12 protein-coding genes are annotated in these 12,895 nt (G+C 71.5%); 8 read left to right on the top strand and 4 right to left on the bottom strand.

The genetic code is table 11. The features are described from left to right. The first annotated feature begins 129 nt into the window (after positions 1 to 129). The 6 genes from ACIBLA_RS08005 (at position 130) to ACIBLA_RS07980 (ending at position 6,302) form a co-directional block, all read left to right on the top strand. The gene (locus tag ACIBLA_RS08005; RefSeq protein WP_399198236.1) at positions 130 to 1,701 is read left to right on the top strand and encodes a potassium/proton antiporter; all 1,572 of its coding nucleotides are present in this window, start codon (positions 130 to 132) and stop codon (positions 1,699 to 1,701) included. A gap of 350 nt (positions 1,702 to 2,051) precedes the next feature. Beyond that, a complete protein-coding gene (locus ACIBLA_RS08000; protein WP_399198091.1) occupies positions 2,052 to 3,398 on the top strand; it encodes an MFS transporter in 1,347 nt (448 codons plus the stop codon). Positions 3,399 to 3,464: 66 nt separating this feature from the next. Then, positions 3,465 to 3,884: an FmdB family zinc ribbon protein gene (locus ACIBLA_RS07995; RefSeq protein ID WP_363242168.1), complete on the top strand. Its 420-nt coding sequence runs from the start codon at positions 3,465 to 3,467 to the stop codon at positions 3,882 to 3,884. A gap of 108 nt (positions 3,885 to 3,992) precedes the next feature. Further along, a complete protein-coding gene (locus tag ACIBLA_RS07990) occupies positions 3,993 to 4,853 on the top strand; it encodes an S-methyl-5'-thioadenosine phosphorylase (protein ID WP_399198090.1) in 861 nt (286 codons plus the stop codon). A gap of 237 nt (positions 4,854 to 5,090) precedes the next feature. Continuing rightward, positions 5,091 to 5,657: a hypothetical protein gene (locus ACIBLA_RS07985; RefSeq protein WP_363242170.1), complete on the top strand. Its 567-nt coding sequence runs from the start codon at positions 5,091 to 5,093 to the stop codon at positions 5,655 to 5,657. 165 nt (positions 5,658 to 5,822) lie between these two features. Further along, entirely contained in the window at positions 5,823 to 6,302 is a 480-nt protein-coding gene (locus tag ACIBLA_RS07980) for an MscL family protein (protein ID WP_363242226.1), read from the top strand. Between the two features lie 3 nt (positions 6,303 to 6,305). On the opposite strand, the gene ACIBLA_RS07975 is transcribed toward ACIBLA_RS07980, so the two are convergent. Beyond that, entirely contained in the window at positions 6,306 to 6,548 is a 243-nt protein-coding gene (locus tag ACIBLA_RS07975; protein WP_363242227.1) for a hypothetical protein, read from the bottom strand. An 82-nt stretch (positions 6,549 to 6,630) separates the two neighbouring features. On the opposite strand from ACIBLA_RS07975, the gene ACIBLA_RS07970 reads away from it, so the two are divergent. After that, positions 6,631 to 7,662, top strand: a complete 1,032-nt coding sequence (locus ACIBLA_RS07970) for a P1 family peptidase (RefSeq protein WP_363242171.1) — start codon at positions 6,631 to 6,633, stop codon at positions 7,660 to 7,662. 145 nt (positions 7,663 to 7,807) lie between these two features. Continuing rightward, positions 7,808 to 8,581: a DUF6227 family protein gene (locus ACIBLA_RS07965; RefSeq protein ID WP_363242172.1), complete on the top strand. Its 774-nt coding sequence runs from the start codon at positions 7,808 to 7,810 to the stop codon at positions 8,579 to 8,581. An 18-nt stretch (positions 8,582 to 8,599) separates the two neighbouring features. On the opposite strand, the gene ACIBLA_RS07960 is transcribed toward ACIBLA_RS07965, so the two are convergent. The 3 genes from ACIBLA_RS07960 to ACIBLA_RS07950 all read right to left on the bottom strand — a co-directional run bounded on the left by ACIBLA_RS07960 (position 8,600) and on the right by ACIBLA_RS07950 (position 12,617). Further along, on the bottom strand, positions 8,600 to 10,606 hold the full coding sequence (locus ACIBLA_RS07960; RefSeq protein ID WP_399198089.1) for a fructose-specific PTS transporter subunit EIIC: 2,007 nt from the start codon (positions 10,604 to 10,606) through the stop codon (positions 8,600 to 8,602). A 58-nt stretch (positions 10,607 to 10,664) separates the two neighbouring features. Then, a complete protein-coding gene (gene pfkB, locus ACIBLA_RS07955) occupies positions 10,665 to 11,618 on the bottom strand; it encodes a 1-phosphofructokinase (RefSeq protein WP_399198088.1) in 954 nt (317 codons plus the stop codon). 237 nt (positions 11,619 to 11,855) lie between these two features. Beyond that, a complete protein-coding gene (locus ACIBLA_RS07950) occupies positions 11,856 to 12,617 on the bottom strand; it encodes a DeoR/GlpR family DNA-binding transcription regulator (protein ID WP_399198087.1) in 762 nt (253 codons plus the stop codon). Between the last annotated feature and the right edge of the window lie 278 nt (positions 12,618 to 12,895).

Raw genomic sequence — 12,895 nt, 5'->3', positions numbered from 1 at the left:
ACGGGCGATCGATCGCGTCAAGAAAACGTTAAAGATTAGGTAAGGTAACGAAGTGCCGACTGCCGGGAAGACGATCCGGTGCGCGAGGGGAAGGATCGGCCGCTGACTGTCCACCAGCTCAATGAACTCCTGCTCATCTGCTCGCTCGTGCTGCTGATCGCGGTCGCCGCGGTAAGGATCTCGTCCCGGAGCGGGCTGCCCAGCCTGCTGCTCTACCTCGGGATCGGCGTCGTCATGGGCCAGGACGGCATCTTCAATGTCAAGTTCGACAACGCCGAGCTGACCCAGGTGATCGGCTATGCCGCCCTGGTCGTGATCCTCGCCGAGGGCGGCCTCGGCGCCAAGTGGAAAGAGGCCAAACCCGCGTTGCCGGCCGCCGTCGCCCTGTCGACGGTCGGTGTCGCGGTGAGCGTCGGCGTCACCGCGACCGCCGCGCACTATCTCGTCGGCCTGGACTGGCGGCAGGCGCTGATCATCGGCGCCGTGGTCTCGTCCACGGACGCCGCCGCCGTCTTCTCCGTACTGAGGAAGATTCCGCTGCCGTCGAGGGTGACGGGTGCGCTGGAGGCGGAGTCGGGCTTCAACGACGCCCCCGTGGTGATCATGGTGGTGGCGCTGTCGACCGTCGGACCGGTGGAGCACTGGTACGTACTGGTCGGCGAGATCCTCCTGGAACTGGCCATCGGCGCCGCCATCGGGATCGCGGTCGGCTGGCTGGGCGCCTTCGGGCTCCGGCGGGTGGCGCTGCCGGCCTCCGGCCTGTATCCGATCGCCGTCATGGCCATCGCCGTCGTCGCGTACGCGGCCGGGGCCATGGCCCACGGCAGCGGATTCCTCGCCGTGTACCTGGCCTCGATGCTGCTGGGGAACTCCAAGCTGCCGCACGCGCCCGCGACGCGCGGTTTCGCGGAGGGTCTTGGCTGGCTCGCGCAGATCGGCATGTTCGTTCTGCTCGGGCTGCTGGTGACGCCGCACGAACTGGGTGACGACTTCTGGCCCGCGGTGATAGTGGGCCTGGTGCTGACCGCGGTGGCACGGCCCCTGTCCGTACTGGTCAGCCTGGCGCCGTTCCGGATCCCCTGGCAGGAGAAGGCGCTGATGTCATGGGCGGGGCTGCGCGGCGCCGTGCCCATCGTCATGGCGACGATCCCGATGGTCTCGGAGATCGAGGGCAGCCACCGGATCTTCAACATCGTCTTCGTGCTGGTCGTCGTCTACACGCTCGTGCAGGGGCCGACGCTTCCCTGGGTGGCCAGGACCCTGCACCTCGGCGATCCCTCGGAGGCGGCCGATCTCGGGGTCGAGTCGGCGCCGCTGGAGCGGCTGCGCGGTCATCTGCTGTCCGTGGCGATCCCGGACCGGTCGAAGATGCACGGCGTGGAGGTCGGCGAGCTGCGGCTGCCTCCGGGGTCGGCGGTCACGCTGGTCGTACGGGAGGACAAGAGCTTCGTGCCGGGGCCGTCCACCGTGCTGCGGCGGGGGGACGAGCTGCTGGTGGTGGCGACCGATCCGGTACGGGACGCGGCCGAGCGGCGGCTGCGGGCCGTCGGGCAGGGCGGAAAGCTGGCCGACTGGCTGGGGACGAACGGTACTGGGGGGCCGGGTGGGCCCGGTGGCGGCGCGGCCGGGGCCGGTGGGCCGACCAGGAAGTCGGGGGTGCGGGGGAAGCCGGGGAGCGGAGTCGGCCGAAGGCTCGGCTGACGGGGACCCCGACGGGGATACCCCTCGGGGATGGGGACGGGATGGGGATCGAGGCACGGCCTGGGAATCGAAGGCCGCGCTCTCCGGAGGCCTCAATCACAGGTACGGGCCGGGATCTTCCTGCTATTTCCCAGGTACGATGAGGTCCGTGCCTGTCGCGTCAAGCGGACGTGACGCACTGACTTGATCGACCAACTCTGCCTGACGCAGAGCTGGCGCGACCGTATGGCGGCCGTGGTGTCCCCTCCAGTGGACCCTGGGTATCTACCGCAGTTCCGCGCAAGAGGACAGCTCTCGGCAGCCCCCGCCCTTCACCGGGGGTGCCACCAGGCGGCAGAAAGGCAAGGACCGTGTCCGACACGGTCGACACCACCGCCGGCGCCTCCGAGGGAACGGCCCCCGCTCGCCGTCCCGGTTACGGGCAGCTGCTGCGTACGCCGGACGCCTGGACGTTTCTGCTTCCGGGCTTCGCCGCGCGGCAGCCCTTCGCGATGCTGACGATCGGCATCGTCCTGCTCGTCCAGTACACCTCCGGTTCGTACGGCACCGCGGGCGTCGTCGCCGCCGTCACCGGCGTCTCCATGGCGCTGTTCGCGCCGCAGAACGGCAAGCTCGCCGACCGGTTCGGGCAGCGCGCGGTGCTGCTGCCCGGAGTGCTGCTGCACGCGGCGTCCGTCGCCGCCTTGACCGCGTTCGCGCTGGCGGGCGCGCCCCTGTGGGCGCTGTCCGTCGCCGCCGTACCGACAGGTGCTTCGGTGCCGCAGGTGGGGCCGATGGTGCGGGCCCGCTGGGCGGCTGTGCTCGGCGGCTCCGACGATCGCGCGCGGCTGCTGCCGACGGCCGCCGCCTTCGAGTCCGTCACGGACGAGTTCACCTTCGTCATCGGGCCCGTCCTGGCGACCGCGCTGTGCACCGGTGTCCATCCGGCGGCAGGGCTGGTCGCGGAGGCGGCGCTGACCCTGGTGGGCGGGCTGCTGTTCGCCGCGCAGCGGCGCACGCAGCCGAAGCCCGCACGGCAGCACGGTGCGGCGGGTCGGAGGAGCGCCGGCGACTCGGACGGTTCGGCGGGCGCGCGTGTGTCCGCGCTGTCCGTGCCCGGCGTACGTGTACTGGCAGTGGTCTTCCTCGGTATCGGCTCGGTCTTCGGCGGTATGCAGGTCTCACTCTCGGCCTTCGCCGAGGAGATCGGCAACCCCGGCGCGAACGGTCTTCTGTACGGAGTCTTCGCCGCCGGCAACATGCTCGCCGGTATCGCGTGCGGTGCCGTCGCCTGGAAGATCGGCCCCCGCCGCCGACTGATCACCGGCTATCTGGGCCTGGCGCTGGCCGCCTCCGGGCTGTGGGCCGTGCACTCGGTGCCGCTGCTCGCCGGACTGGGCCTGCTGGTCGGGCTGTTCATCGCGCCCGCGCTGATCAGCGGCTACACCCTGATCGAGTCGCTGATCCCCGCGGGGACTCGTACGGAGGCCTTCACCTGGCTGACGGGAGCGGTCGCGCTGGGCCAGGCCGGGGCGGTGTCGGCGGCCGGTCAGCTGGCGGACGCGCATGGCGCGAGCGCCGGATTCGTGGTGCCTCTGGTGGGCACCGCGCTGGCTCTGGCCACGCTTGTCGCCCTGCGCTCGCGGCTCACGCCGAAGGCGTCGGGGCGCGTCGTCGCGCGTGGAATGGGTCACCGCGTGCCGGTGGCAGTGGACTGATCCAGCGGAATACGTCACTATGGAGCGTCGTTAGCACTCATTGAGTGAGAGTGCCAGGAGGAACAAGTGCCGACCTATCAGTACCAGTGCACCGATTGTGGCGAGGGCCTTGAGGCGGTGCAGAAATTCACCGACGATTCCCTCACCGTGTGCCCCGCGTGCGGAGGACGCCTGAAGAAGGTGTTCTCCGCGGTCGGCATCGTTTTCAAGGGCTCCGGTTTCTACCGGAACGACAGTCGCGGCTCGTCGTCGAGCAGCACGCCGGCCAAGGCGGGCGCGTCGAACGGCTCGGGTGAGTCGGGCGGTTCGAGCGACAAGGCGTCCTCGTCGTCCAGCTCTTCGTCGTCGGACTCGAAGTCGGCGTCGGCTTCGTCCCCTTCGTCGTCGAACGGCTCCTCGTCGTCCTCGTCGGGCTCGGGCTCCTCCGGCTCGAAGTCCGGCGCTTCGAGCGGCAGCTCCGGCTCCAGCGGTTCCTCCGCCGCCTGATCACCTGACTCTTCCTGTCCGGGACCCCGCCGTTCGGTACGGCGGGGTCCTTGGCGTTCCCGCGCCCGGCCCCCCGCGCGCCCTGGGAGCCCGGCTAGGGTGATCGTCATGGCGACCAAGGCGAACGCACAGGGCTCGGAGACCGCGGAGATCGGCGTCATCGGCGGCTCGGGGCTCTACTCATTCCTCGACGACGTGACCGAGGTCACCGTCGACACCCCTTATGGACCGCCCAGCGACTCGCTGTTCCTCGGCGATGTCGAGGGAAGGCGCGTCGCGTTCCTGCCCCGGCACGGGCGGGCGCACGACATCGCACCGCACCGCATCAACTACCGGGCCAATCTCTGGGCGCTGCGGTCCGTCGGCGTGCGGCAGGTGCTCGGCCCGTGCGCGGTGGGCGGACTGCGGGTGGAGTTCGGGCCGGGGACGCTCCTCGTACCCGACCAGCTGGTGGACCGTACGAAGGCGCGTACGCAGACGTACTACGACGGTGTGCAGCTGCCCGGCGGAGGGGCGTCGAAGGTCGTCCACATCTCGCTCGCCGACCCCTACTGTCCCGAGGGCCGCAGGGCGGCGCTCGCCGCGGCGCGGGGGCGTGAGTGGGAGCCGGTGGACGGCGGGACGCTGGTGGTCGTCGAGGGACCGCGCTTCTCGACCCGCGCCGAATCGCGGTGGCACGCGGCGATGGGCTGGTCGGTGGTCGGAATGACGGGTCACCCCGAGGCCGTGCTCGCCCGTGAACTGGGGCTCTGCTACACGTCGTTGACGCTGGTGACCGACCTGGACGCCGGTGCCGAGGCGGGTGAGGGTGTCTCGCACGAGGAGGTGCTGAAGGTCTTCTCCGCCAACGTGGACCGGCTGCGCACGGTGCTGTTCGACACGGTGGGCGGGCTCCAGGCCGGGGAGACGCGGGACTGTCTGTGCTCGCACGCGCTGGACGGTATCGATACGGGGCTTGAGCTGCCGTAAACGTCTGAAGCGGGCCTCGTTCGGGTGAGCGAGATATTCACATTCGGGTAGTTGTCCACAGGCTTCGGCAGGATTTCGGCCGGGCGTGGATCGTGAGGAGCGACCAGCAGAAACTCCTCACGGCAGGCGGTGGTTGCCATGTCCCGTTCCTCTTCCCGTTCTCTCCCCCGTTCCCTTTCGCGCTCCCTTCCTCGTTCCTTCGTCACCCGTCCCTCGGATCCTCCGTTCCTTCCGCCCGTGCCGGTGCCCGCGTCCGTGGCCGCCGCGCCCGCGCCGTGCGGGGTGCCCGCGTTCGATCCGCTGCGGGTGCGGGGCGGCGGGCAGCGGCTGCGCAGGGCGCTGCTCCGGCGCAGGCGGGCCATGGCGGCCGGGCTGGCCGTGACGGCCGCCGCGTTGGCGGCGTCGGGTGCGGGCGGTCCCGGTGTCGCGGCCGGAGCTGAGGAGCGCGCCGAAGCCGCCGCCCGTGCGGCGGCGGGTGGCGCGTCCGGTGCGGGCGCGGCTGCTCAACCGGGCGCGGAGAAGGTGGAGTTGGTGACCGCTCCGGTGCGGATCGCGGATGTGGCGACGGTCCGGCTGCTGCGTCCGGGCGACCGGGTCGATGTGATCGCCGCTCCCCACTCCCCCGGCGGCGCGGAGTCGGACGCACGGGTGCTCGCCAGGGACGTCCTGGTGGAGTCCGTTCCGCAGGCGCTGGAGAGCGCCGCCGACGGTGGCGCGCTGGTCCTGCTGACTGTCGCACGTGATGTGGCGGCCGAGTTGGCGGGGGCGAGCACGAACTCCCGGCTGGCGGTGACGCTGTGCTGAGCCGCTCTGAGCCGACCCGAGCTTTCCGTCGTCGTGCTGATGAGCAGACTGGTCACACGAAAGCATGGGCGGATTGGACAGCCGGGGCGCGAGTTGCCCATGGTGTCCAGGCGATTGGCGGTCCCGATCGCCGCCCCCATGGCACACACGAGGAAGGGCTCACTGGTGAGCGACAAGAAGGAGAGCGTTCTGGAGGGCTTCAAGGCCTTCCTGACGCGTGGCAACGTGATCGACCTCGCGGTCGCGGTGGTCATCGGCGCCGCGTTCACCAGCGTGGTGAACTCCCTGGTGAAGGGGGTCATCAATCCGGTCGTCGGCGCGTTCGGCACCAAAGACCTGGACCGCTACACCTCATGTCTCAAGTCCCCGTGCGAGACCAACGCAGCGGGCGAGGTCGTGTCGGGCATCCCGATCATGTGGGGGACGGTGCTCAGCGCGACGCTCAGCTTCCTGATCACCGCCGCCGTCGTGTACTTCCTGATGGTCCTGCCCATGGCGAAGTATCTGGCCAGGCGAGCCAGGCAGCAGGCCGCCAAGGAGCAGGTGGAGGAAGTTCTGGAGGTGAGCGAGCTGGAGGTGCTGAAGGAGATCAGGGACGCCCTGGTGGCTCAGCAGCGCGGGCCGGGCCGGAGCGACACTCCCTAGGGCTCAGATGTGGTGGGGCGGCTTCTCGTCGAGGAAGCGGGCCAGGTCGGCGGCGCTGTCGCCGCTCGCGGCCGGGCGCTCGCCCCATCCGGTGTCCGTGTCGTCGGAGGACTGCCGGTCCAGCGGGTCGTCGAAGACGAGCGGCGGCCTGGGCGGGCCCGGCTTCGGGGGTGCCGGCTTGGGCGGGGCCGGGCGTGGCGGCTCCGTGGCGGTGTCTCGCGATCCGGGGGTGCGGGCGGTGCTCATGGTGTCCAGCGTACGGCGGCGGGTGTGGCGGACGGGGTGATCCGCCGTGGCGGGGTTCGCCGACGTGGTACGCATGGGGTCCATGGCAACCAATGACGCATTGACGGATGTGGCGGGGATCCGGGTCGGCCACGCGCGGGTGACCGGGGAGCGGGCGCTCACCGGTACAACGGTCGTCCTCGCACCGGAGGGCGGAGCGGTCGCCGCCGTGGACGTACGGGGCGGTGGTCCCGGCACCCGTGAGACGGACGCGCTGGATCCGCGGAATCTGGTGCGGCGCGTCGAGGCGGTCGTGCTGACCGGCGGCAGCGCGTACGGGCTCGACTCCGCCTCCGGGGTGATGGCGTGGCTGGAGGAGCGGGGGCGGGGTGTCCGGGTCGGGCCCGATCCGTCCCAGGTGGTGCCGGTCGTACCGGCCGCCTGTGTCTTCGACCTCGGGCGCGGTGGCGACTGGCGGGCCCGCCCCGACGCCGCCACGGGCCGTGCGGCGGTGGAGGCGGCGGCAGGTACGGCAGCGGGGGCACCGGTCGCCGAGGGGGCGGTGGGTGCCGGGACCGGGGCCGTGGTGGGGCAGCTGAAGGGAGGGGTGGGTACGGCGAGCGTGCTGCTGGCGTCCGGGATCACCGTCGCGGCGCTGGTCGTGGCGAACGCGGCGGGCTCGGCGGTCGATCCGCTGACGGGGGTGCTGTACGGGCGGTACTTCCAGGGCCGTCCCGACTATCCGGCGGCCGGTGTGCACGAGGCGGCCCTCGCGCGTCTCGCCGAGGTGCGTGAGCGCGGCGGGCGGCCTCCGCTGAACACCACGCTCGCCGTCGTGGCGACCGACGCCGACCTCTCCAAGGCACAGGCGCAGAAGCTCGCGGGTACGGCGCACGACGGCATCGCGCGCGCCGTCCGTCCTGTACATCTGCTCAACGACGGCGACACGGTCTTCACGCTCGCCACTGGCGAACGCACGCTCGACACCGGGAATCCGCTGGCGCTCAACGAACTGCTCGCAGCCGGGGCCGACGCTGTGACCAGGGCGATCGTGCGGGCGATGGTGGTGGCCGAGGGTGTCGACGGGCCGGGCGGTACGTTCCCCTCGTACCGCGATCTGTACGGCACGGACTGACCGACGGCGCAAGGGAGTTGAGGGGGCGTGAGGGAACTTCTCGCGCGCCCCCAATCGTTTTACCGAACTTGGGACGCAATGTCAGTCCCAGGGGCTACGTTATGCAATCACCAAGTGACATGTGGCGACGGCCTGGAGACCCACCTTGAACGATCCATATGAGACAAGCGAGACGCATCTTGAGCGTCTCCTGGGTCGGGCACTCAACTCCTTCGATCTGCCCGACGCCGTGATCGAGCGGCTCGACTCCGCTCTGGCGCACGCCAGTTCATTGCGGTCCTCGCACCACAGTGCGGGACTGCATCGCGAGACCTACCGGCATACCTACCTGCTTGCCGACAGCACCGCCCTCACCCTTTGGGAGCTGGTCCACAACACCGGGCGCGACGGCGCCGAACAGCATGAGCTCTACACCGACGAGTACGAGGTGCGCCTGGCCGCTTCTCGACTGCACCGCCCCGACCGCGCGGAGTCCCGTTTCGAACCGGGTCTCGGCGCCAGTCTCGATCCCAGCTTCGAGTCCGACCTCGCGGCCGATCTCGAACTGCTCAGCGGCCTGCTGACGGCGCCGCTGACACCACTGCCCCGCGTCTATCTCCCCGACAACTCCGCCGACCACGCGCGCCGCGTGCTGCGCCGCGCGGAGAACGTGGACAGACCGGGCGAGGAGGTCGCGGGACCGCTGCGGGCCGCCTTCGCCCACCAGATCACCCAGGTCTTCGGCCGGCACGGCCATGTCGAGGGCAAGGACGCCGGGTTCACGCTCTACGAGCACGCGTTCCTGCTGTTCGACGGCACGGAGACGAGCCTGTGGGAGGTCGAGCACACGGCGACGCCCGACGGGCGCCATATGTGTGAGGTGTACGCCGCGCAGAGCGCCGCGCGCGAAGCCATGGAGCTTCGCGCGCGGGTGAGATGACAGGACGGGTGCGACCGCTCAGACGGTGACCGGGACCTTGGGCGCGGTCCCGGACTCCGTGTCGGGGACGCCGTCCCGGTCGGGGTCCTTCCCACCGCGCCTGCCCATGCCCTTGAGCAGGATGACCAGAGAGGCGCTGACGGCCGTACCGGCCAGGATCGCGATCAGATAGAGCACCGGATTGCCGATCAGCGGGAGCACGAAGATCCCGCCGTGCGGGGCCCGCAGGGTGCACTCGAAGAGCATCGACAGCGCGCCCGTGACCGCGCCGCCCGCCATCGCCGACGGGATGACGCGCAGCGGGTCGGCGGCGGCGAACGGGATCGCGCCCTCGGTGATGAACGAGGCGCCGAGCACCCACGCGGCCTTGCCGTTCTCCCGCTCGGTGCGGGTGAAGAGGGCGCCGCGTACGACGGTGGCCAGCGCCATGGCGAGCGGCGGGACCATACCGGCCGCCATCACGGCCGCCATCACCTTCAGGCTGCCGTCGTTGGGGTTGGCGAGGCCGCCGACCGCGAAGGCGTAGGCGACCTTGTTGAGCGGTCCGCCCAGGTCGAAGCACATCATCAGACCGAGGACGACGCCGAGGATGATCGCGTTGGCGCCGGAGAGCCCGGACAGCCAGTCCGTGAGGGCCTTCTGCAACTCGGCGATCGGCTTGCCGACCACCAGGAACATCAGGAAACCGACGACGGCGGAGGAGATCAGCGGGATGACGACGACCGGCATGATGCCGCGCAGCGCGGCGGGCACCTTGACCCGTTGGATCGCCATGACCGTGCCACCGGCGATCAGACCGGCGGCCAGACCGCCGAGGAAGCCCGCGTTGATGGTGAGCGCGATGGAGCCGCCGACGAAGCCGGGGACCAGACCGGGGCGGTCGGCCATCCCGTACGCGATGTAACCCGCCAGGACCGGGACCAGGAAGCTGAACGCGAGTCCGCCGACCTGGAAGAGCAGGGCCGCCCAGCTGGTGGAGTCCGTCCAGACGAAGTGCTCGGCGACGGAGGGCGCCTTGTCGATGGTGTAGCCGCCTATGGCGAAGCCGAGGGCGATGAGGAGGCCGCCCGCCGCAACGAACGGGACCATGTAACTGACGCCGGACATCAGCCACTTGCGCAGCTTGGTGCCGTATCCCTCGCCGGGGCCGCCCGCCTCGTCCACGGGTGAGCCGGTGCCGGCGGGGGCCGTGGTCTCGCCGCGGGCGGCCTTGTCGCGGACCTCGGCGATCAGTTCGGCGGGGCGGTTGATGCCGGCCTTGACGCCGACGTCGACGGTGGGCTTGCCAGCGAAGCGTTCCTTCTCCCGTACCGGTACGTCGTGCGCAAAGATCACGCCGTCGGCGGCGGCGATGACGGCGGGGTCAATCCGGGTGAACCCGGCGGAGCCCTGTGGTTCGACGACCACCTCGACGCCCTCGGCCTGGCCGGCCTGTTCCAGTGCCTCGGCGGCCATGTAAGTGTGCGCGATGCCGGTGGGGCAGGAGGTGACGGCGACGACGCGGAAGGGGGCGGGCGGGGGTTCCTCGGCCGGGGCGGCGGTTTCCGGCTCCGGCTCCGGCGCCGCCGTGGGCGCCGACGGCGCGGTGTCGCCGCTGATCAGGCTCGCGGTCGCCGCCGGGTCCGTCGCCGCGCGCAGCGCCGCCGTGAAGTCCGGGTCCATCAGCCGGCGGGCCAGAGCCGACAGGATCGTCAGGTGCGCGTCGTCCGCGCCCGCCGGGGCGGCGATCAGGAAGATCAGGTCCGCCGGGCCGTCGGGCGCCCCGAAGTCGATGCCCTCGGCCGGGCGGCCGAACGCCAGCGTGGGCTCGGTGACATGCTCGCTGCGGCAGTGCGGGATGCCGATCCCGCCGTCGAGCCCGGTCGGCATCTGCGCCTCGCGAGCCGCCACATCGGCCAGGAAGCCGTCCAGGTCGGTGACCCGGCCCCGGGCCACCATGCGTTCGGCCAGCGAGCGGGCCGCGGCTTCCTTCGTCTCTGCGGCCAGGTCGAGGTCGACCAGGTCCGCGGTGATCATGTCGCTCATCGCGGGCTCCTTCGTGGGGGACGGTTCGGGGACGTACGGGGAGAGGTACGGGGACAGGTCATGGGGCGGGCTCCGAGAGGGGACGGTCCAGGGGGATGTCGGCGGACACGGTGACCGCCCGCGGGTCCAGATCCGCGGGCGACGGCATCACGCTGCCCGGCAGTTGGACGGCGGCGGCGCCATGGGCGACGGCCGAAGCCAACGCCTCCGGGCCGGTGCCGCCCGCCGCGAGGAAGCCCGCGAGGGAGGCGTCACCGGCGCCGACGTTGCTGCGGACCGTCGCGACGGGGGCGTTCGCGAAGTGGGCGCCCGCGCCGGAGACCAGAAGCTGGCCGTCGGCGCCGAGGCTGGCGAGGACGGACCTGGCGCCGTACGTGAGCAGTTCCTCCGCCGCCTTCAGCGCGTCGCCGACGGTGGCCAGCGGGCGGCCGACGGCGGCGGCCAGTTCCTCGGCGTTGGGCTTCACGACGTCCGGGCGCTCCTTGAGCGCGGCCAGCAGCGAGGCGCCGGACGTGTCGAGCGCGATCCGGGCGCCGGCGGCGTGTGCGCGGGCGACGAGTTCGGCGTACCAGCGCGGGCCGAGCCCGCGCGGCAGACTGCCGCAGCAGGCGATCCAGTCCCCGGCGGCGCCCACGTCGTGTGCGCGGAGCGTGGACAGCAGCGCCTCCGACTCGGCGGGGGTGAGTTCGGGGCCGGGCGCGTTGATCTTCGTCAGCGTGCCGTCCGGTTCGGCGAGGGCGATGTTCGAGCGGGTCGCGCCGACGATCGGCACGGGGGCGACATCAATGCCCTGGCCGGCGAGGAGTTCGGCGACGAGGGCGCCGGGGGCGCCGCCGAGGGGGAGCACGGCGACGGTACGGTGCCCGGCCGCCGCGACCGCCCGCGAGACGTTGACGCCCTTGCCGCCGGGGTCCATCCGCTCGACGGTCGCACGCAGGACCTCGCCGCGGTCCAGGGCGGGTATCTCGTAGGTACGGTCCAGGCTGGGGTTCGGTGTGACGGTGAGGATCATGCGGGTGCCTTCCGGCTCCTGAAGGCCGTCGGGGACGAAGTCCTGGGTCGTGTCCGCAAAGTGGCGTCGTCCGCCCGGAGGGCGGGGCTCACGGCGGCTGGTGCGTGCGATCGCAAGGCGGAGGATCTGCGTTGTCGATGGCCCGGACGTACTCGGCAGCCATCGAGAACGCTGACCGCCACGCGGCGAGCGCGCGTGCCGGGCGTCGTGAGCCGGACGGGACTTTGCGGACACGGCCTAGACACTCAGCACCTCCGTGCCCGTGCCCTCGATCGCCGCGCGCGCGTCGGGAGGGATGGTGGTGTCGGTGATCAGCAGGTCCACGTCGGCGAGGGCGCAGAAGCGGGCGAAGTGTTCCTGGCCGTGCTTGGCCGAGTCCGCCAGCAGTACGACGCGGCGTGCCGCGGCGACCAGCGCGCTCTTGACGGCCGCCTCCGCGAGGTCGGGGGTGGTGAGGCCGCCGGCCGGCGAGAAGCCGTTGGTGCCGAGGAACACGACGTCGGCGCGGATCTCGCCGTACGCCCGCAGGGCCCACGCGTCGACGGCGGCACGCGTACGGTGCCGGACCCGGCCGCCGACGAGGTGCAGGTCGATGCCGGGGTGGTCGGCGAGGCGCGCGGCGACGGGCAACGCGTGGGTGACGACGGTGAGTTCGCTGTCCAGCGGCAACTCGGCGGCGAGCCGCGCGACGGTCGAGCCCGCGTCGAGGATCACGCTGCCGGTCTGGGGCAGCTCCGCGAGCGCGGCGCGCGCGATGCGGTCCTTCTCGTCCGCGGCGGTGGACTCGCGCTCGGCGAGGTCGGGTTCGAAGGCGAGGCGGCCGGCGGGGATGGCGCCGCCGTGCACCCGGCGCACGAGACCGGCGCGGTCGAGCGCCTTGAGGTCGCGGCGTACGGTCTCGGCGGTGACCTGGAACTCCTCGGCGAGCGACAGCACGTCGACACGGCCGCCCTCACAGGCGAGGCGCAGGATCTCTTGCTGCCGCTCCGGTGCGTACATGTGGGTTTACGTCCGATCGATGCCCGAGTCTGTGGTTTCGCGGGTCAGATTACGGCGGCGGGTCGTGGAAGTAAACACATGTGGGCGTGGGGGGCTTGGGGGTGCGGGTTGCCGTCCGGCGGTTGCGGGGGTTTTTGGGGTGCGGGTTCGTTGGCCGGGGCGGGGTGCGGGGTCTCCGGAGGGGTATGTCCGGACGGCATGATTTACGGCGCGTGCAGGGTTCGTTGGATCCGCTGAGGCCTTCTTGTTCACGCGCCACAAATCAGCCTGAGTGTCCG

Origin of the sequence: Streptomyces sp. NPDC050433 (assembly GCF_044458565.1) — a bacterium.
Lineage (GTDB): Bacteria > Actinomycetota > Actinomycetes > Streptomycetales > Streptomycetaceae > Streptomyces.
The sequence above is the reverse complement of the archived record's forward strand: the minus strand, read 5'-3'. Positions and strand labels throughout refer to the sequence as shown.

What these genes read in the sequence shown, in the direction of transcription:
- ACIBLA_RS07975 (WP_363242227.1), bottom strand. Translation starts at nt 6,548, where the DNA reads ATGAGCACCGCCCGCACCCCCGGATCGCGAGACACCGCCACGGAGCCG.
- ACIBLA_RS07950 (WP_399198087.1), bottom strand. Translation starts at nt 12,617, where the DNA reads ATGTACGCACCGGAGCGGCAGCAAGAGATCCTGCGCCTCGCCTGTGAG.
- ACIBLA_RS07960 (WP_399198089.1), bottom strand. Translation starts at nt 10,606, where the DNA reads ATGAGCGACATGATCACCGCGGACCTGGTCGACCTCGACCTGGCCGCA.
- ACIBLA_RS07990 (WP_399198090.1), top strand. Translation starts at nt 3,993, where the DNA reads ATGGCGACCAAGGCGAACGCACAGGGCTCGGAGACCGCGGAGATCGGC.
- ACIBLA_RS07970 (WP_363242171.1), top strand. Translation starts at nt 6,631, where the DNA reads ATGGCAACCAATGACGCATTGACGGATGTGGCGGGGATCCGGGTCGGC.
- pfkB (WP_399198088.1), bottom strand. Translation starts at nt 11,618, where the DNA reads ATGATCCTCACCGTCACACCGAACCCCAGCCTGGACCGTACCTACGAG.